This window comes from Microbacterium sp. Root1433D1, assembly GCF_001426835.1.
Lineage (GTDB): Bacteria > Actinomycetota > Actinomycetes > Actinomycetales > Microbacteriaceae > Microbacterium > Microbacterium maritypicum.
Genome location: NZ_LMFN01000001.1, coordinates 988,928 through 1,013,621, shown reverse-complemented (window position 1 = coordinate 1,013,621; position 24,694 = coordinate 988,928). Strand labels below are relative to the sequence as shown.

Genomic DNA, 24,694 nt, shown 5'->3' with positions numbered 1-24,694 from the left:
CCGCCATGCACATCGTCTTCTTCGGCGATCAGCACCTCGACTCCCTCGGCGGAGCGCAGGTGTCGATGCGACTCCAGCGCGAGTTCCTCGAGCGCGCCGGACACACCGTCACGGTCGTCGCTCCGAAGATGCACGGGGCGCGCTCCTCGTCCGGCTCGCACGGCGGGGCGTACGTCGATCTGCCCTCGATGCCGATCACGAGCGACCGCGAGTACTCGATGAGCTGGCCGGGTCGCGCGACCGACCGTTTCCTCGACAAAGCGATGACCCGCCGGCCGCCCCTGGACCTGGTGCATGTCCAGGCCGACTTCTGGGGCGCGTTCATCGGGCACCGCTACGCGCAGCGTCACGGCATCCCCGTCGTGCACACGATGCACAACCGGGTCGATGTCGGCATCGCGGCCGTCACTCCGCTGCACCGTCCGGTGCTCGCCGCATTGAACATGTGGCGCGGCATCGCGATGCGCGGCGTCGCCACGAGCAGTGGTCGCGACCGGGTGCGCGGCAGCGACGGGTGGGCGTTCCTGCGCGGCCTGGCCGCCGGGGCCTCCGCCGTCACGGCGCCGTCGACGCACTTCGCCCGACGCCTCGAACAGCACGACGTCTTCCCGCACGTCGACGTGATCTGGAACGGCATCGACGACGACCTGCGCGCGCAGACGCTGGCACAGGGCCCCGCCGAGCGTGCCCCCGGGCGTCCACGGTTCGTCTGGCTCGGTCGGATGAGCCCCGAGAAGCGGCTGCTGCCGTTCCTCGAGGCGTTCGTCGCCTCGGGGGTCGACGCCGACCTGGAGATCATCGGTGGCGGGGCCCAGCGTGCGGCCGCCGAGAAGATCGTCCGCGGACGCGACGGCGTGCACTTCGCCGGACGGCTCACCTACCCGCAGACCCTGGCGCGGATCGCCGCCGCCGACGCGCTGGTGCAGACGTCGATCGGCTTCGAGACCCAGGGGATGACCCCGTTCGAAGCCGCCACGCTGGGGACGCCGTCGGTGATCTGCGACCCCGACATCGCCGCCGAGCTGGGGGGCGGGCTCTGGGCTGTTCCTGATGCCGCCGGTGAAGACCGGCGGACCGCCGCGCTCGCCGAGACCCTGCGGCGGGCCGCATCCGACATCGCCGACGGCACGGCTCCGACGCCCCTTCCGGGGGTCGCCGAGGCGTTCCGGCAGTCATCGCGCACGGCGGCGATGGTCGAGGTCTACGAGCGGGTGCTCGCCGGCGGCTGACCCGGCGGCTTCCCGGAGCGGGCGCCGGCTCAGTAGTACTGGTACAGGGCGATCGTGAGACCGGTGAATGCGAGCCCGATGGCACCGGCTCCGGCCACCCCGATGGCGATCCCGGCGAGCAGTCGCGCGGAGGAACGGCGCACCGCCACCAGTGCCAGCACCAGCGCCACGACGTAGGTGAAGAAGCTGAGGATGCCGATGCCGTTGTCGAGGGCGAGCATGAACTCGAACCCTCCGTCGCCGCTGTAGACCAGCGGCCGGGCGACGGCACTGAACAGGTTGACGGCGAGAGTGGCCACCGCGATCACGAAGGCCGTGACGCCGAGCGGGTTGCCCTCACGGGCCTGAGGCCGGTACGCGAGGTGACCGGGGAACAGCGGGTTCGCGGGCGGGGAGGCCGGGGAACCGGGCGCGGGCGTCGGGTACGCGGTCGGGTGTGCCGTCGGAGGAGCCGGGGCTCCGGCAGCTGGGGCGGGGTGCTGCGCGGCGGTCGAATATGGCGGAGCGGTGGGGTGCGGGACCGCCGGGTACTGCGGCGCGGCGGGCAGATGCACGGCGGGCGGAACGGGAGGCTGCTGAGGCTCGCTCATGACGACGAGCGTAGCCCCGGGTGCTGTGTCGCGCACGGCGACGAGCGCCGGTGCGGTCTCAGCTCTTGGCGCCGCTGAGGGCGAGCGTGCCCCCGAGCCCGATCATCATCACGCCGCCGGTGCCGGACAGCGTGGACATGCGGCGGGGCGAGCGGGCGAACCAGGTGCGCGCGGTTCCGGCGGCGAGGGCCCACACGCTGTCGCAGACGAGCGCGAGCGCTTGGAAGGTGAGCCCGAGCAGCAGCAGCTGGGCCCACACCGGGCCGGTCGACGGGGAGACGAACTGCGGGAGCACCGCGACGAAGAAGGCGATGGTCTTGGGGTTGGTGATCCCGACGATGAACCCCTGGCGCAACAGCCTTCCCGTCGAGGCCGGTGTGCGGTCCGCGTCCGTCGTGTGGGCATGGCGGTGGCGGATCGCCTGCACCCCGAGCCACACGAGGTACCCGGCGCCGATGATCTTGATCACCGTGAACGCGACCACCGACGAGGCGACGATCGCACCGACTCCGAAGGCCACGGCGAGCACGGCGGGCACGGTGCCGAGGGCATTGCCCACGACGCTGAGCACACCTGCGCGGCGACCGAGCGAGAGGGACCGACCGATCACGAACAGCACGCTCGGTCCGGGGATCGCGATGATCACGACGGAGGCGACGGCGAACGCGACGAGGTTGTCGAGCGGGATCATGAGCCGACGATACACCGCACAGCACCCGGAGCGTCCGGGTGCTGTGCCGCGGTGATCAGCGGTAGACGTGGCCCGATTCGGCCTGCTGGTCGATGTCGCGGCCGGCGACGCGCGTCCAATCGGTGGGGGTGCGTCGGTAGCCGTCGCGGCGCAGCTCGATGACGGTGGCGACGGTGGCCCACGCGGCGAGGATGAGGAGTGCGATGAGGAGTACCATGGCAGAAACGCTACGTTCGATGTCGAACCGCCACGAGTGGCAGGATTGACTATCAACGTCAGAAAACCGCCAACGGGAGTGTGAGCATGAAGACGGTCGCCTGCGTCATCCAAGACGGATTCGCACCCTTCGAGTTCGGCGTCGCCTGCGAGGCGTTCGGCCTGGACCGCGCCGATGACGGCGTGCCGAATTTCGACTTCCGCATCGTCGCTCCCCGTGCCGGGGTCGTGACCTCGAAGATCGGCTTCTCGGTCAACGTCGAGCACGACCTGGCCTTCGCGTACGAAGCCGACCTCGTGGTGTTCTGTCCCCTTCCTCGCGAGCGGTGGGGCGACATCGATCCGCTCCTGCTCGACGTCGCCAGGCGCGCGGTCGACCGCGGCGCCTGGGTGATGAGCGTCTGCAGCGGCTCGTTCATCCTCGCCGCGGCAGGAGTGCTCGACGGTCGGCGCGCCACCACGCACTGGATGTACGCGCACGTCATGGCCGAGATGTACCCGGAGATCGACATCGACCCCGACGTGCTGTTCGTGCAGGACGGCAAGATCATCACGAGCGCGGGAACGGCCGCAGGGATCGACGCCTGCCTGCACCTGCTCCGGCAGGAGGTGGGCGCCGAGCTCACCAACCGCATCGCCCGCCGGATGGTCGTGCCGCCCCAGCGCGACGGCGGCCAGGCGCAGTTCATCGACCGTCCGATCCCGGTGGTGCCGACCGACTCGCTCGCCGCCGTCGCCGACTGGGCGGTCGCGAACCTCCGTGACGACCTCGGCGTCGACCAGCTCGCGGCCAGGGCGTTGATGTCGCCGCGCACCTTCGCCCGCCGCTTCAAGGCCGAGTACGGCGCCACGCCCGCGGCCTGGCTCGCGCGTCAGCGCATCATCCACGCGCAGCGGATGCTGGAGCGCACCGACCTCCCGCTCGAGCACATCGCCGACGAGTGCGGATTCGGCTCGGCGGCCGTTCTCCGGCAGAACTTCGCCAGGGTGCTCGGCCTCACACCGACGGCCTACCGCGCGCGGTTCTCCTGCGCCGAGGAGTCGGCGGTGCCCGCAGCCTGAGTCCGGGTCGGGCCGGACGATCCGCCGGTCGCGCCGGCTACTCGGTCCAGTGCGCCGGGGTCGGGAGGGTGACGTCGCGCACCTCGACACCGTCGCCGGTGACCGTGGCGACGCAGTAGAGCAGTGACTGCGTCGGGTAGCCGTGCGGACGGTTGTCGCGGATGATCGCCCGGTCATCCTCCGGGGCCAGGGCGGTCGAGGATGCGAGCAGCGCGGTCCACTCGGCCGTCCAGTCCGCGCTGTCAGCGGTCGGCCCGAGGGCGCGGAACTCCGGCAGCCAGGCCTCGATCCTCGGGGTCGTCACATCGTCGAGGTCGTCGTGAGCGATCATGTGCGTGCCCGGATCGATGGGCGTCTCACGCAGGTCGACGCCGTCCCACGACAGCACCCTGGCGCCCTCCGGCCGCACTTCGAGCAGATTGAAGCCATGCATCGACAGCGGTGCGACGGGGGAGCGGCCGCTGACCGACTCCAGCGCGAGGGCGCCGCGCGAGACGACGTGCGTCTCGGGGAGGCCCTCCACATCCGCGCGGTTCAGCAGTACGGCGAGGCGACGTTCGGCGGGGTTCACGGCGAGCCAGGCCCCACCGGCCCGACGGTCGCGGATCCCGATCACGCCGGGGTGCTCCTGGGGCCACCAGGCTCCGAGGGAGTCCCACGCCCGCAGCGGGTCTTCGTCCCGGACCGCGAGAAGTCGTGCGGAGCCGGCATTCTCGACATCGATCACGACCGTGCACACGGTGCCAAGTCTAGGTCGAGGACGCCGACGTCGGCCCACGACGGCGGATGCTGGGGCAGAATCGAGACGTGAACATCGTCGTCGGAGTCACAGGCGGCATCGCCGCGTACAAGACGGTGCACCTCGTGCGCCTGCTCACGAAGGGCGGGCACGACGTGACCGTGGTGCCCACCGAGGATGCACTGCGCTTCGTGGGTCTGCCCACGTGGGAGGCGATCAGCCGGCACCCGGTGACCACGAGCGTGCACGACGACGTGGCGAAGGTGCGGCACGTCGCCCTCGGCCAGGCCGCCGAACTCGTGATCGTCGCCCCGGCGACCGCGAACTCGATCGCGAAGATCACCGCGGGCCTCGCCGACGACCTCCTGGGAACGACGGTGCTCGCCACCGAGGCCCCGGTGCTGCTCGCCCCGGCGATGCACGCGGAGATGTGGCGGAACCGGGCGACGCAGGCGAACATCGCCACCCTGCGGGAGCGCGGGGTACATCTGGTCGGACCCGCCGACGGCGAGCTCGCCGGCGGCGACAGCGGTCCCGGCAGGATGTCGGAGCCGGAGGAGATCTTCGCCGCCGCGCAAGCGCTGCTGACTCCTGGCGACCTCGCCGGGGTGCGCGTCGTGGTCTCGGCCGGCGGCACGCGGGAACCGATCGATCCGGTGCGCTTCCTCGGCAATCGCTCCAGCGGAAGGCAGGGGGTGGCGCTCGCCGCCGAGGCCGCCGCCCGTGGGGCCGAGGTCACCCTGGTGTCGGCCCATATCTCCGGCGATGTGCTCGCCGAGGCGCGGCATCCGTCGATCCGCATCGTGCCCGTCGGTGCCGCCGCTGACCTCGCCGAGGCGATGACGCGTGAGTCCGAGGTTGCCGACGTCGTCGTGATGGCGGCGGCGGTCGCCGACTACCGACCGGTGCAGGTGTCGGAGCGCAAGCTCACGAAAGAGGGCGGCGGGGTGCCGGCCATCGAACTGATCGAGAACGAGGACATCGTGGCGTCTCTGGCCGCGGCGCGGCGACCGGGGCAGCTCGTCGTCGGCTTCGCCGCGGAGACTCCTGAGGATCAGGCCGAGATGCTCGCACGTGCACGCGGCAAGCAGCAGCGCAAGGGCGTCGACCTCCTCGTGGTGAACGAAGTCGGGTGGGAGCGCGGCTTCGAGTCCGTCGAGAACGCGGTGCACATCCTCGGACCGGGCGGCGTCGAGGCGGGTGCGGCTTCGGGATCCAAGCGGGCGGTCGCCGCCGCGATCTGGGATGTCATCGCGGAGGAGCGCGTGCTAAACTTGAGTCAACAACACTCAACTTTGATCCCGTCTTCCGATCCGGCAGGCGGGAGACGACCAGAAGGAGCATCTCCAGGAGGAGCGCATGACCACCCCGCAGACCGGTAACCAGAATCAAGAGCAGCAGTCCGCCCTCGAGCAGTTCGGCATCAACCTCACCGACCGTGCCCGCGAGGGCAAGCTCGACCCCGTGATCGGACGCGACAGCGAGATCCGTCGCGTCAGCCAGGTGCTCACCCGCCGCACGAAGAACAACCCCGTGCTGATCGGTGAGCCGGGCGTCGGCAAGACCGCCGTCGTCGAAGGGCTCGCCCAGCGCATCGTCGCGGGCGACGTCGCCGAGTCCCTCAAGGACAAGGAGCTGGTCACGCTCGACATCTCCGCACTCGTGGCCGGCGCCATGTACCGCGGGCAGTTCGAAGAGCGGCTGAAGCAGGTGCTCAAAGAGATCACCGAGTCCGACGGTCAGGTCATCACGTTCATCGACGAGCTGCACGTGCTCATGGGTGCGGGCGGCGGCGAGGGCTCCGTGGCTGCGTCGAACATGCTCAAGCCCATGCTGGCCCGTGGCGAGCTGCGCCTGATCGGTGCGACCACGCTCAACGAGTATCGCGAGTTCATCGAGAAGGACGCCGCTCTCGAGCGCCGCTTCCAGCAGGTGTACGTCGGCGAGCCGACGGTCGAGGACACGATCGCGATCCTCCGAGGCCTCAAGGGGCGGTACGAGGCGCATCACGGCGTCACGATCTCCGACAGCGCCCTCGTGGCCGCGGCCGCGCTGTCGAGCCGGTACCTTCCTGCGCGCCAGCTTCCCGACAAGGCGATCGACCTGATCGACGAGTCGATGTCGCGGCTCAAGATGGAGATCGACTCGTCGCCGGTCGAGATCGACCAGCTCAAGCGCCAGGTCGACCGGATGAAGCTCGAGGAGCTCGCGCTGAAGCGGGAGAAGGACGCCGCCTCCAAGGAGCGCCTGAGCACTCTGCGTGAGCAGCTCGTGGGCATGGAGCGGCAGCTCGCCGAGCTCGAGGCCCGCTGGGCGCGCGAGCGTCAGGGGCTCAACAGGGTCGGTGAGCTGAAGAAGCAGCTCGACGACGCGATCACCCAGCGCGATCTCGCGATGCGCAACGCCGACTACACGAAGGCCTCGAAGCTGGAGTACGAGACCATCAAGCGGCTGGAGCGCGACATCGCCGAGGCCGAGCAGGCCGAGGCGGCGACCCCCGCCGAACCCCGCATGGTCAACGAGCAGGTGACCGATGAGGACATCGCCGCCGTGATCGCCGCGTGGACCGGCATCCCCGTCGGGCGTCTGCTGCAGGGCGAGAGCGAGAAGCTGCTGCACCTGGAGAACGAGCTCGGCAAGCGCCTGATCGGTCAGAAGGATGCCGTCAAGGCGGTGTCGGACGCGGTTCGACGCTCGCGCGCGGGCATCAGCGACCCCGGTCGCCCGACCGGTTCGTTCCTGTTCCTCGGACCGACCGGTGTGGGAAAGACCGAGCTGGCCAAGGCCCTGGCCGAGTTCCTCTTCGACGACGAGCACGCCATGGTGCGCATCGACATGTCGGAGTACGGCGAGAAGCACTCGGTCTCGCGGCTCGTCGGTGCCCCTCCCGGGTACGTCGGCTACGAGCAGGGCGGTCAGCTGACCGAGGCCGTGCGGCGTCGTCCGTACAGCGTGATCCTGCTCGACGAGGTCGAGAAGGCGCACCCCGAGGTGTTCGACGTGCTGCTGCAGGTGCTCGACGACGGTCGACTGACCGACGGGCAGGGCCGCACGGTCGACTTCTCGAACGTGATCCTGATCCTGACATCGAACCTGGGATCGCCGATCCTCATCGACCCGGTGCTCGCACCCGATGAGAAGCGCGACCAGGTCATGGCCCTCGTGCGACAGGCGTTCCGTCCGGAGTTCCTGAACCGTCTCGACGATATCGTGATGTTCTCGGCTCTGAGCGAAGACGACCTCGCCCAGATCGTCGAGCTGTCGATCGATCAGCTGCACAAGCGTCTGAAGGATCGCCGGCTCACGCTCGCAGTCACCCCGGATGCCCGGTCGTGGCTCGCCGAGCGCGGGTACGACCCGATGTTCGGCGCCCGACCGCTGCGCCGCCTCATCCAGAGCGAGGTGCAGAACAAGCTGGCCACCGCGCTGCTCTCGGGCGGCGTGCACGACGGTGACACGGTGCGGGTGGATGTGGCCGCCGACGGGATGGGCCTCGTGCTCACCTCGACGACGCCCGAACCCGCGGCCGACGACGATGTGATCGAGGCCGAACTGCTCGAGGACTGAGCTGCTCGAGGACTGAGCATCACCCCCGTGCACAAGAGCGCCGCCCCGGATGAAACCGGGGCGGCGCTCTTGTTCGTGCGGTCTGCGCTCAGGCGCTGAGGATGACCGTCTCGGCGATGGGGCGACGCACGCGCGGGGCGACCTCGCGCTCCTGCAGCACCTCAGGAAGGGCTTCGATGTCGCCGAACTCGCCGACGGCGAAGACGGTGAAGGGCACGAAGCGCTCTTCGAGGTCGGCGAACTCGCGGACGACCTCCGGGTCGAAGCCGCTCATCTGGTGAACGACCAGTCCGTCGTGGTGGGCCTGCACCGAGAAGTGTGCAACGGCCTGGCCGAGGTCGTAGAGAGCGTGGGTGATCGGGGTGCCGGAGGCGTCGGCCGTCTCGGCGATCGCGACCACGAGCACGGCGGCGTTGCCCGCCCATGCCTGGTTGAAGCCCATCAGGGCGTCGACGACCTGCGCGTGCAGTGCCGTGCCACGGCGGGCGACGATGAAGCGCCAGGGCTGCGAGTTGTTGGCCGAAGGGCTCCAGCGGGCGGCCTCGAGGGCGGTGGCGAGCTTGGCCTCGTCGATCGAGTTCTGCGCATCGAAGGCGCGGGGGCTCCAGCGACCGGCGAGAACGTCGAGGACGGGGTGCTCGGTCGGCGCGGTGCGGTCGATGACGGGAGTGCTCACAGAATTGCCTTTCGAAAGGAGTGGATCGGACTCCTTCGTCCGGGTACACGGGGGTGAACAGATGCATGTGCATGCATATTCCCGCTGGGTGCCTCTGCGTCTGCTCAGGGTGGTGCCCGCTCAGACGGGCAGGTTGTGGGATGCCGCGTCTGCCAGCGCGCTGCGCACCGCGCGGATGGAGGGGGCGTCGGCCGACACCCGCCGCGCAGAGGAGAAGATCTCGCGGCGGGGCTCGTGGGGGAGCGGCGCCAGATCGACGGTCGGAGTGTCGCCCGCCCACACGAGTTCCGGCAGCAGCCCGACCGCGAGCCCGGCGTGGATCAGCCGCACGTGCGCGGTGAGGTCGGCGATCTCGAACCGCACGTCGGGTTCGAACCCCGCTGTGCGGCACAGCTGCTCGGCCCAGGCGCGCGAGGCGGTGCCGGCGGGCTCGAGCACCCAGGGCTCCTCCCGCGTCGACCACAGTGCAGCGAAGGCGTCGGCGTGCGCGGGGGTTCCGGGGCGTCGGGCGAGCGCGATCGCGTCGTGTGCGAGCACCACCCGGTCGAGGTCGGCGTGGATCGGACGTGTGCGGCCCGGGTACTGCTCGGCGAGGATCAGGTCGAAGTCGCGGCTGGACACCCCGACCAGCCCGGTCTCCGGGTCGCACTCGGTGACTTCGACCCGCAGCGCGGGGTGCCGGTCCTTGAGGGCTTCGAGCGCGCGGGGAAGCAGGGAGTGCGCCGTCGACTGGAACACCGCGATGCGCACGGTGCCGGTCACTTCGGTGAGCGATTCGGCGACGGCGACCTCGGCGTGCTCGAGCTGATCGAGGATGCCGATGGCCTCGGCCACGAGCACGTTCCCCTGCGGGGTGAACTGCACTCCGCGCCCCACCCGGCGCAGCAGCGGCACGCCCACATCGCGCTCCAGCGCGCTCAGCTGCTGCGACACCGAGGCCTTGCTGTACGACAGGGCGTCAGCGACGGCCGACAGCGTTCCGCGGCGCGAGAGCTCCACCAGCATCCGGAGTCGATTCACATCCAGCACGGCGGCATCCTTCGTTCAGCTTGAGTGAACAGAATCCACGCAAATCGGTTGATAGACGGAGCCTACCGAGCGGCAGGACAATGATCCAGCCCGCACACGAAATCCCGGTGTGCGCTCTCTTGGAAGGTCCCACCGATGCCTGTCGCCGCCGACACCACCACTCCCCGTACCGAAGACGTCGCCGCACTGGTGCAGCGCTGGCTCGTCGAGAGCGAGACCCACCCCGTCGAGCCGGCCGCCCAGCGCCTGTCCGAAGTGCTCAAGGACCCGAACGGACTCGCGTTCACGGTCGGCTTCGTCGACGGCGTGATGCGTCCGGAAGACCTGCGCGTCGCCGGCCGCAAGCTCGCCGAGCTGAGCGACATCACCCCGGCGCTGCTGCCCGGCTACCTGCGGGCCGCGATCAAGACCGGCGGCTTCTGGGCGCCGAAGATCCCCGGCGTCGTCGTGCCGATCTCGCGTCGCGTGCTGCGCGCCATGGTCGGGCACCTCGTGCTGGATGCCACGCCCTCCAAGCTCGGCCCCGCGATCGCGAAGCTGCGCAAGAGCGGCAACCGCCTGAACCTCAACCTCCTCGGCGAGGCCGTGCTCGGCGAGCGCGAAGCGGGGCACCGTCTGCAGGGCACCCGCGACTTCCTCGCCCGCGACGACGTCGACTACGTCTCGATCAAGGTGTCCAGCGTCGTGAGCCAGCTGTCGATGTGGTCGTTCGACGAGGCAGTGGCCGATGTCGTCGAGAAGCTCACGCCTCTCTACGAGCTCGCCGCCCGTGCCGAAGCCCAGGGCAAGGCGAAGTTCATCAACCTCGACATGGAGGAGTACCGCGACCTCGACCTGACGATCGCGGCCTTCACGAGCATCCTCGACCAGCCCGGCCTGGAGAACCTCGAAGCCGGCATCGTGCTGCAGGCCTACCTCCCCGACGCCCTCGGCGCCATGCAGCACCTGCAGGAGTGGGCCGCCGCCCGCCGTGCGAAGGGCGGAGCCCCGATCAAGGTGCGCGTGGTCAAGGGCGCGAACCTCGCGATGGAAGAGGTCGACTCGAAGGTGCACGGCTGGCCGCTCGCGACCTACGGCACCAAGCAGGACTCCGATACGAACTACAAGCGCGTGCTGGACTGGGCGATGACGCCCGAGCGGCTCGACGCCGTGCGCATCGGCGTCGCGGGTCACAACCTGTTCGACATCGCCTACACCTGGCTGCTCGCGCAGGCGCGCGGTGTGGCCGACCCGACCGGTGCCGACCCCCTCGTCGAGTACGAGATGCTGCTGGGTATGGCGACGGGTCAGGCCGAGGCGGTCCGCAAGGATGTCGGACGCCTGCTGCTGTACACACCGGTGGTGAACCCGGCCGAGTTCGACGTCGCGATCGCGTACCTCGTGCGCCGCCTCGAGGAGAACGCCAGCCCCGAGAACTTCATGTCCGCGGTGTTCGAGCTGGCCTCGAACCCGACCCTGCTCACCCGCGAACGGGAGCGCTTCGAGCGCTCGCTGGCCGCGCTCGCGACCGATGAGGCGGGATTCGTCCCCGGCCCCCACCGCGTGCAGGACCGTACCGTCGAGGCGCGCTCCGGAACCACCACCGGCTTCGAGAACCAGGCTGACACCGACCCCGCCATCGCCGCGAACCGCGCCTGGGGTCGTGAGATCCTGAGCCGCTCGGTCGGCTCGACGCTCGGTCTCGACACCATCGCGCTCGCCAAGGTCGACACGGATGCCGAGCTCGACGGCATCTTCGCCGCAGCGACCGCCGCCGCCGAGAAGTGGGCCGCGTTGCCGGCCGCCGACCGCGCCGCCGTCTTGCACCGCGCCGGAGACGAACTCGCCGCGCGCCGCGGTCAGCTCATCGAGATCATGGCGAACGAGGCGGGCAAGACCATCGCCGAGGCCGACCCCGAGATCAGCGAGGCCATCGACTTCGCGCACTACTACGCCGAGCGCGCGAAAGATCTCGAGACCGTCTCGGGTGCGGAGTTCGTGCCGTCGAAGGTGACCGTGGTCACCCCGCCGTGGAACTTCCCGGTCGCGATCCCCGCCGGCGGCGTGCTCGCGGGGCTGGCCTCCGGCTCCGCCGTCATCATCAAGCCGGCCAAGCTCACCCAGCGCTGCGGCGCCGTCATGGTCGAGGCGCTGTGGGCCGCCGGTGTGCCGCGCGACCTGCTGGCCCTCGTCGACTTGGCCTCGCGCGACCTCGGAAAGCGCCTGGTCGCCGGCCCCGCGGTGGACCGCGTGATCCTCACGGGAGCGTACGAGACGGCACAGCTGTTCCGCTCGTTCCGCTCCGACCTGCCACTGCTGGCCGAGACCAGTGGCAAGAACGCGATCATCGTCACCCCCTCCGCCGACCTCGACCTCGCGGCCGCCGATGTGGCGCGCAGCGCGTTCGGCCACGCGGGGCAGAAGTGCTCCGCCGCGTCGCTGGCGATCCTCGTCGGATCGGTCGCCGACTCGAAGCGGTTCGAGCGTCAGCTGGTGGATGCCGTGACCTCGATGCGCGTCGGCCTGCCCGATGACCCGGCCACGCAGATGGGTCCGATCATCGAGCCCGCGAACGGCAAGCTGCTCACGGCGCTCACGAAGCTCGAGAAGGGCGAGCGCTGGCTGGTCGAGCCGCGCAAGCTCGACGAAGACGGGAAGCAGTGGACGCCCGGCGTCAAGACCGGCGTGCGCGAGGGCTCGTACTTCCACCTGACCGAGTTCTTCGGCCCGGTGCTCGGCATCATGCACGCGAAGGACCTGGATGAGGCCCTGCGCCTGCAGAACGCGGTCGACTACGGCCTGACCGCCGGCATCCACTCGCTCGACTCCGAGGAGGTCGCCACCTGGCTCGATCGCGTCGAGGCCGGCAACCTGTACGTGAACCGCGGCATCACCGGGGCGATCGTGCAGCGTCAGCCGTTCGGCGGCTGGAAGCGCTCGGCTGTCGGAGCGGGTGCGAAGGCCGGTGGGCCGAACTACCTCTTCGGACTGGGCGAGTGGGCCCCGGCCGACCTGCCGGCTGCGGCGCCGAGTGCGGCCGTCGTGCCCGTGGTCGCTGCGCTGCTGGATGCGGCCGGAGCCGAGGTCGACGCGGCAGAGGCCGAATGGCTGCACCGCGCCGCGGCGTCCGACGAACGGGCCTGGGTCGATGAGTTCGGCGCGGTGAGCGACAAGTCCGGGCTCGGGGTCGAGCGCAACCTCTTCCGCTACCGTCCGGTCGCGGTCGACGTGCGCATCGCCGAGAACTCCCCGCTCGTCGACGGCATCCGCGTGCTCGCCGCCGCCCTGCGCAGCGGCAGCCCGTTCACGGTGTCGGCGCAGGCGTTGCCCTCGCGCATCGAGAAGGCGCTGCGTGCGCACGGCGTGAGCGTGAAGCACGAGTCGGATGCGGCATGGACAAAGCGCTACGCGAAGGCGGCGAACTCCTGGCACCGCGTGCGTCTGGTCGGTGGCGACGCCGCCGCTCTCCACGAAGCGCTCGACGGAAGCCCCGACGTGGCGGTCTGGTCGCACGCCGTGACCGGTGCCGGTCGCGTCGAGATGCTGCCGTTCCTGCACGAGCAGGCCGTGTCGATCACGAACCACCGTTTCGGCAACCCGACGCCCCTCGCCGACGGCGTGATCTGACCCGCGGGGCAGCCGAGACCCATCGGCCACAACGAAACCCACCGTCGCAGACGTCTGCGACGGTGGGGTTCGGCGTGCGGTGTGGGTTTCGGCATCCCCGGTGTCAGCCGCGCAGCGCCTCGGAGAGCTTGACCCGGGAGCCCATGCGCAGCAGCGAGTTCTCGTAGATCTTCGCGCCGATGACGATCGCGGCCACGCAGCTCGCGAGCAGGATGACCAGGCTCAGCAGCGGCTCCCACCACTGGGCCTCCCCGACGAAGAGGCGCATCGGCATGCCGACCGGGGCCGAGAACGGCACGTACGACATGATCGTCAGCACCAGCGGGTTGTCGTTGAACACGATCACCAGGATGTACGGCGCCATGATCAGCATCGTGATCGGGGTGGTCGTGGAGCCGATGTCCTCCTGGCGAGAGACCATGGAGGCCGCGGCCGCGAACATCGCCGCGAGCAGGATGAAGCCGAACAGGAAGAACACGGCGAACCAGATGATCGGCGCCCCGAGCGTCGTGAGCACCTCGCGTTGACCCGTGACGATCAACCCGATCGTGGCCACCGCTGCGAGGGCGAGGATCTGCCCCATCGCCAGCACCGTGTTGCCGATGACCTTGCCCGCCAGCAGTGTGCGCGCCTGGATCGCCGACAGCAGCACCTCGACCACGCGGGTCTGCTTCTCTTCCACGACGCTCTGCGCGATCGTGCCGCCGAACGTCGCGGCGGCCATCATGAACACCAGGCCGAACGCGATCGCGATGAAGTACCGCAGCAGCGGGTTGGTGGTGGCCGGCTCCAGGATGACGACCTCGGGAGAGATCGAAAGGGCGGAGATGATCGAACCAGGGGCATCCTGCAAGGCGATGACCGTGTAGCCGGAGGGGCTGTCGCCCGGCAGCACTGCGGCATCGACCTTGTCGTCGCGCACGAGCTTCTCGGCCTCGGCCTGGTCGGCGACCGTGGTGACCTCGACGTTCGGGATGGCGGAGACGGCGGCCGCGGTCTCCGCCGTCGCGGCGATCGGCGTGGTGTCGGTGTTCTTGCTCGCGAAACCGCCGAACAGGATGCCGGCGAGCGCGAGGACCAGCAGGATGCCGGTGGAGATCAGGAACGCCTTGCTGCGCAGTTTCGATCCGATCTCGCGCTCGGCGACGAGCCAGATGCCGTTGGAGGCGCGGACGGGGGTGGGGGCGCTCACTGGATGACCTCCTTGAAGATCTGTGCGAGGGACGGATGCTTGGGGGCGAAGCTCGCGACATCGCCGCGCTGCACGGCGGACTGCAGCACGCGCTGCGCCGTCTCGGGGCCGTCCGCGTCGAACAGCGCGTAGCCGCCTTCGAAGTCGACGACCGTCACTCCGGGCTCGGTGCGCAGCCATCCGGCGTCGCCCGCGGAGACGAGCTCGTAGCGGTCCCTGGCGTGCTCGGAACGCAGCGCCTCGCGGGAACCGGACGCACGGATCGTGCCGCCGGCGAGGATGACGAGGTCGTCGCACAGGCGCTCGACCACGTCGAGCTGGTGGGAGGAGAACAGGATGGAGGCGCCCTTGGCGGCACTGGCCTGCAGGACTCCCGCGACCACGTCGACCGCGAGCGGGTCGAGGCCCGAGAACGGCTCGTCGAGGATGAGCACCTCGGGGTCGTGCACGAGAGAGGCGGCGATCTGCGCGCGCTGCTGGTTGCCGAGCGAGAGCGACTCGATCGTGTCGTTCAGCCGCTCGCCGAGACCGAGCTCGGTGAGCAGGGCACTCGCCCGCTCCGTGGCCTCCTGCTTGCCGAAGCCGTGCAGGCGGGCGAGATAGACGATCTGCTCGAGGACCTTCATCTTCGGGTAGAGCCCGCGCTCCTCGGGCATGTAGCCGAAGCGGCGGCGGTCCTCGGCGGTGAGGGCGGCACCGTCCAGGTCGACCGTGCCGCCGTCCGACGACAGCAGGCCGAGGACGATGCGCATGGTGGTGGTCTTGCCGGCGCCGTTGCCGCCGACGAAGCCCGTCAGCCGCCCGGGGGCGACGCTGAAGGACACGTCATCGAGCACGCGCCGAGAGCCGTAGCTCTTGGTGATGCCGGAGAGTTCGAGCATTCCTGTGGTCATACCCTCACGCTACGGAGCGCAGGCATCGCGGGGCATCCCCCCTGCGGTGGACGCGAGGGGATCACCCGTCAGGGGGAGGGGAGGATCAGCGGCGTCGGGTGTGCAGCACCGTGCGCACCAGGAGCCCTGCCACGAGGGCCCAGAACGCGGCGCTGACACCGAGGACGGCGATCCCGGATGCGGCCACCAGGAAGGTCACCACGGCGGGGATCCGCTCGTTCGGATCGTCGATCGCCTGCTGCACCGCCGAGCCGAACGCGGCGAACAGAGCCAGCCCCGCGACGGCGGGGATCACGGCGGCGGGCGCGAGCACCACGAGGGCGGCGAACGCGGCGGAGAACACGGCGAGCACGAGGTACGACGCCCCGGTCGAGACCCCGGCGACCCACCGTCGCCTCGGGTCGGGATCGGCGTCCGGCGACGCGGCGAGTGCGGCGCTGATCGCGGCGAGGTTGATGGTGTGTCCGCCTGCCGTCGCCCCCAATGCCGTGCCGATCCCGGTCGCCAGCATGGCCGGACGCCACGGCACCTCGTACCCGAAGCTGCGCATGATCGCGATGCCAGGCACGTTCTGGGAGGCCATCGTGACGATGAACAGCGGTAGCGCGAGGCCGACGAGAGCGCCGACCGTGAACGTCGGTGCCGTGAACTCGAGGCGCGGGAGGAGCAGTGCGGGGTCGAACGGTGCGCCTTCTCCGATCAGCGACACGGCGACCACGACGGCCGCGGCGACGAACGCGAGCGGCACCGCCCAGCGCGGTGCGAGACGGGCGAAAAGCAGCCAGGTGAGCACGACCGGCACCACGCCCCAGGGGTTCGCGACGATACCGGTGATCGGTGCGAGACACAGCGGCAGCAGGACACCGGCGAGCATCGCCTGCGCGATCGAGGGCGGGATGCGGGCGATCAGCGCACCGAGCGCCGGCCAGAGAGCGGTGAGCAGGATGAGGGCCGCGGTGATCAGGAAGGCGCCGACCGCTGCCGACCACCCGCCTTCGACAGCGCCGGTCGCCACGAGGAGGGCGGCACCGGGCGTCGACCAGGCGACCGTGATCGGCATCCGATACCGCCAGGCGAGCACCACGCAGGCCAGGCCCATCGTGAGACTGACGGCGAGGAGTCCGCTCGCCGCCTGCGCCGCGTTCGCCCCGACGGCGTCGAGCCCGGTCAGCACGACCGCGAACGAGCTGGTGAAGCCGACCAGTGCCGTCACCACCCCCGCGAGGATCGGGCGGGACAGGGGTGCGGCGTCGGACATGGCTCCGAGGTTATCGCGGAGCGGGAGGTCGGCGCGGAGCCCGGGTGCGCCGCGTTACGCGAGCCCCATGCGATGAGCCAGCACCACCGCCTGCACGCGATCCCGGGCGCCCAGCTTCTGCAGGACGCGCGAGACGTGCGTCTTCACGGTCGCCTCGCCGATGAACAGCGCCTGCGCGATCTCGGCGTTGCTGCGGGCATCGGCGAGCAGCGTGAGCACCTCGGCCTCACGGTCGGTGAGGGGCTCGGCGAGCGCGACTTTCGGGAGGGCGCCGCTCGTGGCCGATGCGGCGGCGGGAGCGGGTGTCGCGGCGAAGCGCGCCAATACGCGGCGGGTCACCTCGGGGGCGAGCATGCCATCGCCCGCGGCCAGTGCCCGCACCGCCGCGATCAAATCCTCGGCGCCGGCGTTCTTGAGCAGGAACCCGCCGGCCCCCGCGTCCAGAGCCCGGTACAGGTAGTCGTCGCGGTCGAACGTGGTGACGATCGCGATGGCCGCGTCGACGCCCGGGTCGGCGACGATGCGCCTGGTGGCCTCGATGCCGTCCATGTCGGGCATCTGCACGTCCATCATGATGACGTCGGGATGCAGGGCCGCGGCCTGCGCCACCGCCTCGGCCCCGGAGGATGCCTCCCCGACCACGGCGATGTCGGTCTGCGTGTCGAGGATCGTGCGGAAGCCGGCGCGCAGCAGTGCGTGATCGTCGACGAGCAGCACGCGGATCGGGGCGGTCATCGGTTCACGCTCGATTCGCTCGTGAAGGGCAGGGGCACACGGGCGCGCACGCGCAGCCCACCGAACGTACGGGGGGTCACCTCGAGGGTGCCGCCGGAGGCCGCGGCACGCTCGCGCATCCCGAGCTGTCCGAGGCCTGGGCGCACCTGGGCGACCGGGCGCCCGGTGTTGACGATCTCGACCTCGACGCCGTCATCGTCGTAGCGCACGCGGACGTCGGCGGTCGCATCGGGCCCGGCATGGCGGCGGGCGTTCGTCAGCGACTCCTGGGCGATGCGATACAGATTCACGGCGACGAGCGAAGGCACGGGCGTCGGGTCGCCGATCACCGTGTACGCCGTCGGCAGCCCCGCCTCGGTCGAGGCGTCGACGAGTTCGGGGATGTCGTCGAGGGCCAGGGTCGAGGCGGCATCCGTCGTCTCTCCTCCGGGGGTCCGCAGGGTCTCCAGCAGCTGGCGCAGCTCGTGGATGGCGTCACGCGCCGACCCCTCGATCCCGGTGAGGATGCGTGCGGACTCTGCCGGGTCCCGGTCGAGCACCAGGCGCGCGGCTCCCGCCTGCACGCCCATGACCGACACGTGGTGGGCGACCACGTCGTGCAGCTCCCTGGCGATGCGCACCCGGTCGAGGGCGACCGCCTGTGCCGCGGTGACCTCGCGTTCGCGCTCGAGCTCGGCCGTGCGCTGCTCGAGCACCGCGAGCTGTGTCGCTGCAGCCCATGACCGCTCGCCGAAGTAGTAGGCCCCGCCGAAGTAGAGCACGTTCAGCAGCAGCTGGATGAGCATGAAGGCCACGTAGGGAGACATGGCTCCGGCGATGACATCCGCCTTGTCGGCTTCGAGGATCGCGTCGCGGTACATCGTGATCAGCAGCCAAACGAACATGCTCACGATGATCCCGATGCGGACGATGACCGCGCGGCGACGATCGTTCATCCACGCCCCCGCCGTGTAGATCGCGATGAACATCGCGATGTTGCCGACGTAGATCTCGGGGACGCGGATCGTCACCGCGATGAAGTAGGCGACGACCACGATGATGGCGACCGTGCCGGGCCAGCGGCGGCGGACCGCGAGAGGAGCGGTCACGACGACCGCGTACACGAGTGCGGTCCACAGCGGGGCCTGTTCGTCGCCGTACACCTGGGCGATCGAGGAGAGCCCGGCGCTCAGCACGGCTCCCACGAACATGACCACGGCGAGGACGATGTCGCCGCGCCGTTCGCGCTCGGTCGGCGTGCGGAGGAACGGGACAGCGGGCATCCCTCCACCGTAGGGCGGGGCGTGTCGGCATCGCATCCCCCGTGCGGGGGATCGGGGATGGAGGGATCGAGTGCTGAGGACGGGGTGTTTCCTCACCCGAGCACGAGTAACTCCTGTGTATCGACTATTCCTTTCCTCTGCACCGAGCCTCTAGATTCGATGTGAGCGTTACCGGGCGATCGGCTCGGGCTCGAGGTCGACCGCGACATCCTTCGCGAGATCGTCCTTCTTCGGAGGGTGGGAACATGGCGCGACGACGCGCATTCATTCGGGCGGTACTCGGCGCAGCGGCGGCACTCGCGCTCGCTCTGGGCGGCGTGACGGCGGCCGCCGCGGAAGACGACCCGGTCGTCACCGGTTCGATCTCCGGGACGGTGACATCGACCGTAGGCGGAACAGCCCTGGCCGGCATCGAGGTGCGGGCGCAGCGCGATAGCGATACCGGATGGCACACCGTCGTCACCAACGCGAGCGGCACCTACACGTTCAGCGGCCTGGCCGACGGCAGCTACCTCGTGCGATTCTTCGATCCGGCGGGCGACTACGCCACCGATTACTGGGACGACGCCAGGGACTCTCTGGGCGCGCAGCGCGTCGCCGTCGTCGACGGCTCCGCGCATCCTGGTGTCGATGCCGCGCTCGCACCCACTCCGACCTCATCGATCAGCGGCACTGTCACGCGTGCCGATGACGGCACGCCCGTCAGCGGGGCCCGTGTGACCGCGGACGGCACGGACGGGTACTGGACCTCGACCCTCACCGACGGGGCCGGGCGATACACGCTCGGCAGTCTTCCCGGCGGCTCCTATGTCATCGGATTCCACGCGGAGGGGACCGACCTGAAGCGCGGATACTGGAGGAACGCCTCCGAATACTCGCAAGCCGAGCCGATCGTGATCGCCGAGCACACGACGACCTCCGGGATCGATGCCTCCCTCGCGGCGGGAGGATCGATCGCCGGCGTCGTCACGCGCACCGACGACGGCGAAGCGCTCGCGAACGTCACGGTCAACGCCCTCGACATGAACGGGGAGATCGCCGCCTTCGCCCGCACCGATCTCACGGGCGGATATCACATCGACGGACTCCCCGCGGGTTCCTATCGTGTGCAGTTCGCCGAGCCGGGCCCCGGGCTCTCTGCGGAGTACTGGGAGAACGCGTACAGCTTCGACGCTGCGAAGATCGTCGTCGTCACCGAGTCGCAGACGACCACCGGCATCGACGCGGCGCTCGAGACGGTGGGATACATCAGCGGTTCGGTGACCAAGAGCAGCGACGGGACCCGCGCGCTCGGCAGAATCACCATCACCAGCGTGGACGACGACCGTCACGCGTACTTCTCCGGGGCCTCGAACGACGGCACCTATCAGGTCGCCGTCGCCCCAGGCGAGTACCGCGTGCTCTTCGAGCCTTTCGACTCCGACCTGCGGGCGGAGTACTGGGCGGACGCCTTCACGAAGGCATCCGCGACGCCCGTCACCGTGCCGTCGGGAGCCAGCGTCGTGGGAATCGATGCGCAGCTCGACGCAGCTGCCATCGTGGCCGGCACCGTCACCCTCGACACCGCCATCGAGCGCGAGGTCATCGTCGAGGCCTGGTCCGGAAACCAGATCGTCGGCACGACCTTCGCCGACGCTCAGACCGGTGCATACTCCCTGGCGCTCCCCGAAGGATCATTCATCCTCAAGGCATCTGCTCTGTTCCACGACGGCACCACGATCGCGCAGCCTCAGTTCTATGACGGTGTCGCCACCTCGGCGCTGGCGACGCCCGTCGTGGCGACCGTGGGTGCCCCCGTCACGGGGATCGACTTCACCCTCGTCGCGGTCACGAATCCCGGGCCTCAGCCGAAGCCCACCCTCGCGCTCGCCGCGGGCTCGATCCGCGCCGGCAAGGACATCACGATCTCGGGCACCGATTTCGCGCCGGGAGCGTCGATCGCGTTCGAGCTGCACTCCGACCCGATCGCGCTCGGCACGCTCACGGCTGACGCGGACGGAGCGCTCCAGGGCACCCTCCGCATCCCCGCGAGCGCGCCGGCGGGCGCGCACACCCTGGTGGCGCTGTCGGGGACCACGGTGATCGCCCGTACGGCGCTCACCGTCACCGCAGCGGCGGGCACGGGCGTGGGTACGGGCACGGGCGCCGCCGGGCAGGCGGGCGGCAGTGCGGCGGCACCGGGCGCGGGGCTGGCCAGCACCGGTCTCGACGCCCCGGTGGCCGTCGTCGCGATCGGCGTCATCCTGTCGGTGATGGGCGGGATGCTCGTGCGTCGTCGTCGCGTCGAAAGCTGATCCTCAGCCGAGCAGCCGCTCGATCACCTGCGCCACACCGTCTTCGTCGTTCGACGCGGTCGTCTCGTCGGCCGCGTCGTGCACGAGCGGCTCGGCGTCGGCCATGGCGACCCCGTGCCCTGCCCAGCGGAGCATCTCGACGTCGTTGAGCGCGTCACCGAAGGCCACGACGTCGGCGCGGTCGATGCCGAGGTGCTCGCAGAGGCGGGCGAGACCCGTGGCCTTGGTGACGCCTTCGGCCATGACCTCGACGAACGGCGCACCCGAGAGCGTGACCTCGAAGCCGGTGAGCCCGAGCGAGCGCACCGTGTCGAACAGGGCGGCCGGGGCGAGCTCGGGGTGCCGGATCACGAACTTCAGGCTGGGAGCGGCGAGCACCTGATCCAACGGAACGCCGCCCATGGTGGCGGGGTCGCGCTTGTGGTCGGCGAGAGCGGCGATCGCGGCATAGCCGTGCTGGGCCACGAACGTCTCGCCGGCGTCGCGCACGCTCGCGAACAGCAGGTCGGGGATGCTCGCGCGGAGGGCCTCGGCCAGGGAGCGGATCGTCTCGGGCGGAAGCTCTTCGGCGAACAGCATCCGCCCGTCGTCGAGGCGCACGGCGTAGGCGCCGTTGCTGCACAGAGCCCAGCCGTCGAAGCCCGCATCCGCCGCGATGGCACGCAGGCCGATCGGCTGACGCGCCGTGACCGGCACGACGTGGATTCCGCGTTCCCGTGCCGCGTCGAGGGCCGCACGGGTGCGTGCGGTGACGGCGGGCGTCGAGTCGAGAAGGGTGCCGTCGAGATCGGTGGCGATCAGCCGCACGCTCATCAGACCGGCACTCAGGAGAAGATCATCGGGAGGTCGTCGTCGTCATCGGCGCCACCGAAATCGAGATCGACGACCACCGGGACGTGGTCGCTGGGCTGCTCGCCCTTGCGCTCGTCGCGGTGGATGGACGCGCCCTTCACCGCTTCAGCGAGAGTGCGCGAACCCAGCACGAAGTCGATGCGGACACCCTCGTTGCGGGGGAACTTCAGACGCTGGTAGTCCCAGTAGGTGAAGCCCTCGGGGATGAGCGGGCGCACGACGTCGGTGACCCCGGCGTCTTGGAACGCGAAGAACGCGTCGCGCTCCTGCGGGGAGACGTGGGTCGACCGACCGATCACGATGTCGGGGTCGCCGTTGTCGACATCGAACGGGATGATGTTGAAGTCGCCCACCAGAGCGAGCGGAAGGTCGGGGTTCGCCGACAGCTCGGCGGCCGTGGACTTCTTCAGCTGCTCCAGCCAGTGCAGCTTGTAGAGGTAGTGCGGGTCATCGAGTGCACGGCCGTTCGGCACGTACAGGCTCCACACCCGCACCCCCTCGACCATCACGCCGAGCGCGCGGGCCTCGAGCGGCGCATCCGGCCCCTCATGCCCCTTCGCGAAGCCCGGCATTCCGTCGAACGACGTGCGCACATCGGTGACCGGCAGCCGGCTCGCGATCGCGACGCCGTTCCACTGATTCAGCCCGTGCACCTCGACGTGGTAGCCGGCCTCTTCGAACGGAGCGTAGGGGAACTGCTCGGGCTTGCACTTGATCTCCTGCATCGCCAGCACGTCGATGTCTTCTCGGACGGCGAACTCGACGGTGCGGGTGACGCGGGTGCGGATGGAGTTGACGTTCCAGGTGGCCAAGCGCATGCCTCAAGCCTAGGGCCCACCTCCTACACGGATCACCGCCGAACGGACGTCCCTCGCCGACATCTGCATGAGTGCTGGACGGGCGCATGAGCGGTGCGGCCCCGGTTCTCATGCATCCGGTCGGGCCTCATGCATCCGAGTCTCGGATCCCGTCGACGCCGGCTTGCCTCCTACACTGGATGCCGTGACCGCACTCGACGCAGACCGCCAGACACTTCTCGACCTCATCAAGGCGGAGGCGGTGTTCCACGGCGACTTCACCCTCTCCAGCGGCAAGCAGGCGACGTACTACGTCGACATGCGAAAGCTCACCCTGGACCACCGTGCCGCTCCCGCGATCGGTCGCATCATGCTCGACCTGATCGGCGACCTCGATGTCGTGGCGGTCGGCGGCCTCACCCTCGGTGCGGACCCGATCGCGAACGCGGTGCTGCATGCGTCGGTCGCCACCGACACCCCGCTCGACGCCTTCGTCGTGCGCAAGGAGCCCAAGGACCACGGGCGTGGCCGTCAGATCGAAGGCGCAGATGTCAAGGGCAAGCGCGTCGTGGTGCTCGAAGACACCTCGACCACCGGCCAGTCCGCGCTCAAGGCCGTCGAAGCCCTGCGCAAGGAAGGCGCCGAGATCGTCGCGGTCGCCGTGATCGTCGACCGCAAGACCGGCGCACAGGCCGCGATCGAAGCCGAGGGCCTGGAATGGCGCGCGGCCTTCGACCTCGACGACCTCGGGCTCGACCCCCAGTGACGCGCTACGCGCTCGCCGTCGATGTGGGCGGCACGAAGATGGAGGCCGCGCTCGTCGCGGAGGACGGTCTGCTCGTCGAGGGCAGCAGGAGCCGGCAGGCGACCGGTCGCGAAGCCACGCTCGCGTCGCTCACCGCCTCGGTCGTCGCCATCGTCGAGCACGCCCTCGCGGCTCTTCCCGCGGACGCCGAGCTCGTCGGAGCGGGAGTCGGCAGCGCCGGACCCATCGACCGCACAGCCGGCGCGATCATGCCGGTGAACATGCCCCTCGCCCGCGGCTTCGGCCTCGAAGAGGCCGTCCGTGCTGCGACATCCACCGTCCTCGGACGCGACGTGCCCACCGTGCTCGGTCACGACGGCGGTGCACTCGCGCTCGCCGAGTCGTGGCTCGGTGCCACGCAGGGCGCCGGCGCCTCGCTGTCGATCGTCGTCTCCACCGGTGTCGGCGGCGGGTTCGTCGCCAACGGCGCCTACATCCCCGGTGCCACCGGCAACGCCGGCCATCTCGGTCAGGTGCGTCGTCACGGTGGCCTGACCCTCGAGGAGATCGCCTCGGGGCCTGCGAGTGCCGCCTGGGCGCAGCAGCAGGGCTGGACAGGAGCGACCGGCGAGGATCTGGCTCGCGACTCGGCCGCAGGCGACACGATCGCACGGGCGGCGATCGAGCGTTCGGCCCGCGAGGTGGGCGAGGCTCTCGCAGATGCCGCCACCCTCGTCGACCTCGACGTGGTGGCCATCGGCGGCGGATTCTCACGGGTGTCGGCGGACTACATCGACCTCGTGCAGCAGGCTCTCACCGCGAGCGCCGCGCATGAGTACTCGCGCCGAACCCGGGTCGTGCGATCGGGGCTGGGCGACGAGGGGCCGCTCATCGGCGCCGCCGCCCTCGTGCTCCGGTAGGCGCTTCCAGTCGCGCTGCTCAGCGGCGCGCGGTGAGCAGGTGCCGGGGTGGTCCTTCGAGCCGCGCCACGGAGATCTTCAGGTCGGTGACGTCGGCCGCGACCGCATCGATGCGGGCGGTCAGTTTCTCGTCGACGGCGTCGATGCGGCGGACCATCCAGGCGGCGCCGACGAACATGCTCGTGCCGAGCGTCACCACGACGCCGACGGCGCTGATGATGATCGCGAGGACCTCCGTGGACACGCGTACTCTCCTTGCTCGGATGGGTGTGTCGACGACGTTACGCCGCCCTCACCGGTGTGCGCGCCGGTATTCCAGCATCTGTGAAGAGGTCGTCGGC

22 protein-coding genes are annotated in these 24,694 nt (G+C 70.1%); 8 read left to right on the top strand and 14 right to left on the bottom strand.

Annotated elements, in window-relative coordinates; genetic code table 11:
• The first annotated feature begins 5 nt into the window (after positions 1–5).
• Positions 6–1,229 carry a glycosyltransferase gene (locus tag ASD13_RS04900; RefSeq protein WP_055866276.1) on the top strand — a complete coding sequence of 408 codons (1,224 nt, stop codon included), beginning with the start codon at positions 6–8 and terminating at the stop codon, positions 1,227–1,229.
• A gap of 29 nt (positions 1,230–1,258) precedes the next feature.
• Here ASD13_RS04900 and ASD13_RS04895 read toward each other — a convergent pair whose 3' ends face one another.
• From ASD13_RS04895 to ASD13_RS17540, 3 genes are read right to left on the bottom strand one after another with little or no spacing between them, the layout of a single operon-like run.
• Positions 1,259–1,819: a hypothetical protein gene (locus tag ASD13_RS04895; RefSeq protein ID WP_157535571.1), complete on the bottom strand. Its 561-nt coding sequence runs from the start codon at positions 1,817–1,819 to the stop codon at positions 1,259–1,261.
• A 58-nt stretch (positions 1,820–1,877) separates the two neighbouring features.
• Complete coding sequence (locus ASD13_RS04890) at positions 1,878–2,510, bottom strand: LysE family translocator (RefSeq protein ID WP_055866274.1); 633 nt, start codon at positions 2,508–2,510, stop codon at positions 1,878–1,880.
• A gap of 55 nt (positions 2,511–2,565) precedes the next feature.
• A complete protein-coding gene (locus ASD13_RS17540) occupies positions 2,566–2,727 on the bottom strand; it encodes a hypothetical protein (protein ID WP_017829615.1) in 162 nt (53 codons plus the stop codon).
• An 86-nt stretch (positions 2,728–2,813) separates the two neighbouring features.
• Between ASD13_RS17540 and ASD13_RS04885 the strand changes: the two genes are divergently transcribed.
• Entirely contained in the window at positions 2,814–3,788 is a 975-nt protein-coding gene (locus ASD13_RS04885) for a GlxA family transcriptional regulator (RefSeq protein WP_055866273.1), read from the top strand.
• A gap of 37 nt (positions 3,789–3,825) precedes the next feature.
• Here the strand turns inward: ASD13_RS04885 and ASD13_RS04880 are convergent, their stop codons facing one another.
• Entirely contained in the window at positions 3,826–4,527 is a 702-nt protein-coding gene (locus ASD13_RS04880) for an NRDE family protein (RefSeq protein WP_055866270.1), read from the bottom strand.
• A gap of 68 nt (positions 4,528–4,595) precedes the next feature.
• Here ASD13_RS04880 and coaBC point away from each other — a divergent pair, with 68 nt between their 5' ends.
• Both coaBC and ASD13_RS04870 read left to right on the top strand, forming a co-directional pair.
• Positions 4,596–5,909, top strand: a complete 1,314-nt coding sequence (gene coaBC / locus ASD13_RS04875) for a bifunctional phosphopantothenoylcysteine decarboxylase/phosphopantothenate--cysteine ligase CoaBC (RefSeq protein ID WP_235562464.1) — start codon at positions 4,596–4,598, stop codon at positions 5,907–5,909.
• The gene (locus tag ASD13_RS04870) at positions 5,887–8,094 is read left to right on the top strand and encodes an ATP-dependent Clp protease ATP-binding subunit (RefSeq protein ID WP_017829611.1); all 2,208 of its coding nucleotides are present in this window, start codon (positions 5,887–5,889) and stop codon (positions 8,092–8,094) included. Before coaBC ends, ASD13_RS04870 begins: the two co-directional genes overlap by 23 nt.
• Before the next feature lie 88 nt (positions 8,095–8,182).
• On the opposite strand, the gene ASD13_RS04865 is transcribed toward ASD13_RS04870, so the two are convergent.
• Both ASD13_RS04865 and ASD13_RS04860 read right to left on the bottom strand, forming a co-directional pair.
• Complete coding sequence (locus ASD13_RS04865; RefSeq protein ID WP_055866266.1) at positions 8,183–8,770, bottom strand: nitroreductase family protein; 588 nt, start codon at positions 8,768–8,770, stop codon at positions 8,183–8,185.
• A gap of 120 nt (positions 8,771–8,890) precedes the next feature.
• Positions 8,891–9,799 carry a LysR substrate-binding domain-containing protein gene (locus ASD13_RS04860; protein ID WP_055866264.1) on the bottom strand — a complete coding sequence of 303 codons (909 nt, stop codon included), beginning with the start codon at positions 9,797–9,799 and terminating at the stop codon, positions 8,891–8,893.
• Positions 9,800–9,934: 135 nt separating this feature from the next.
• On the opposite strand from ASD13_RS04860, the gene ASD13_RS04855 reads away from it, so the two are divergent.
• A complete protein-coding gene (locus tag ASD13_RS04855; RefSeq protein ID WP_055866262.1) occupies positions 9,935–13,405 on the top strand; it encodes a proline dehydrogenase family protein in 3,471 nt (1,156 codons plus the stop codon).
• Between the two features lie 103 nt (positions 13,406–13,508).
• Here ASD13_RS04855 and ASD13_RS04850 read toward each other — a convergent pair whose 3' ends face one another.
• The 5 genes from ASD13_RS04850 to ASD13_RS04830 form a co-directional block, all read right to left on the bottom strand.
• Positions 13,509–14,597 (bottom strand): ABC transporter permease, encoded by a 1,089-nt coding sequence (locus tag ASD13_RS04850; RefSeq protein ID WP_055866260.1) that lies wholly within the window; start codon positions 14,595–14,597, stop codon positions 13,509–13,511.
• On the bottom strand, positions 14,594–15,478 hold the full coding sequence (locus ASD13_RS04845; RefSeq protein WP_055866258.1) for an ABC transporter ATP-binding protein: 885 nt from the start codon (positions 15,476–15,478) through the stop codon (positions 14,594–14,596). The genes ASD13_RS04850 and ASD13_RS04845 overlap by 4 nt, the downstream gene beginning before the upstream one ends.
• A 97-nt stretch (positions 15,479–15,575) precedes the next feature.
• On the bottom strand, positions 15,576–16,748 hold the full coding sequence (locus tag ASD13_RS04840; protein WP_055866256.1) for a benzoate/H(+) symporter BenE family transporter: 1,173 nt from the start codon (positions 16,746–16,748) through the stop codon (positions 15,576–15,578).
• Between the two features lie 54 nt (positions 16,749–16,802).
• The gene (locus ASD13_RS04835) at positions 16,803–17,483 is read right to left on the bottom strand and encodes a response regulator (RefSeq protein WP_055866254.1); all 681 of its coding nucleotides are present in this window, start codon (positions 17,481–17,483) and stop codon (positions 16,803–16,805) included.
• Positions 17,480–18,745 carry a sensor histidine kinase gene (locus tag ASD13_RS04830; RefSeq protein WP_055866252.1) on the bottom strand — a complete coding sequence of 422 codons (1,266 nt, stop codon included), beginning with the start codon at positions 18,743–18,745 and terminating at the stop codon, positions 17,480–17,482. Before ASD13_RS04830 ends, ASD13_RS04835 begins: the two co-directional genes overlap by 4 nt.
• A gap of 245 nt (positions 18,746–18,990) precedes the next feature.
• Here ASD13_RS04830 and ASD13_RS04825 point away from each other — a divergent pair, with 245 nt between their 5' ends.
• Positions 18,991–21,039 (top strand): MSCRAMM family protein, encoded by a 2,049-nt coding sequence (locus tag ASD13_RS04825; protein ID WP_055866250.1) that lies wholly within the window; start codon positions 18,991–18,993, stop codon positions 21,037–21,039.
• Between the two features lie 3 nt (positions 21,040–21,042).
• On the opposite strand, the gene ASD13_RS04820 is transcribed toward ASD13_RS04825, so the two are convergent.
• Both ASD13_RS04820 and ASD13_RS04815 read right to left on the bottom strand, forming a co-directional pair.
• A complete protein-coding gene (locus ASD13_RS04820) occupies positions 21,043–21,852 on the bottom strand; it encodes a Cof-type HAD-IIB family hydrolase (protein ID WP_055866249.1) in 810 nt (269 codons plus the stop codon).
• 11 nt (positions 21,853–21,863) lie between these two features.
• On the bottom strand, positions 21,864–22,709 hold the full coding sequence (locus ASD13_RS04815; RefSeq protein WP_055866246.1) for an exodeoxyribonuclease III: 846 nt from the start codon (positions 22,707–22,709) through the stop codon (positions 21,864–21,866).
• A 184-nt stretch (positions 22,710–22,893) separates the two neighbouring features.
• On the opposite strand from ASD13_RS04815, the gene pyrE reads away from it, so the two are divergent.
• Positions 22,894–23,454, top strand: a complete 561-nt coding sequence (pyrE, locus tag ASD13_RS04810) for an orotate phosphoribosyltransferase (RefSeq protein ID WP_017829594.1) — start codon at positions 22,894–22,896, stop codon at positions 23,452–23,454.
• Positions 23,451–24,353, top strand: a complete 903-nt coding sequence (locus ASD13_RS04805; protein ID WP_055866245.1) for an ROK family protein — start codon at positions 23,451–23,453, stop codon at positions 24,351–24,353. Before pyrE ends, ASD13_RS04805 begins: the two co-directional genes overlap by 4 nt.
• Positions 24,354–24,372: 19 nt before the next feature.
• Here the strand turns inward: ASD13_RS04805 and ASD13_RS04800 are convergent, their stop codons facing one another.
• Entirely contained in the window at positions 24,373–24,597 is a 225-nt protein-coding gene (locus ASD13_RS04800; RefSeq protein ID WP_055866242.1) for a hypothetical protein, read from the bottom strand.
• Between the last annotated feature and the right edge of the window lie 97 nt (positions 24,598–24,694).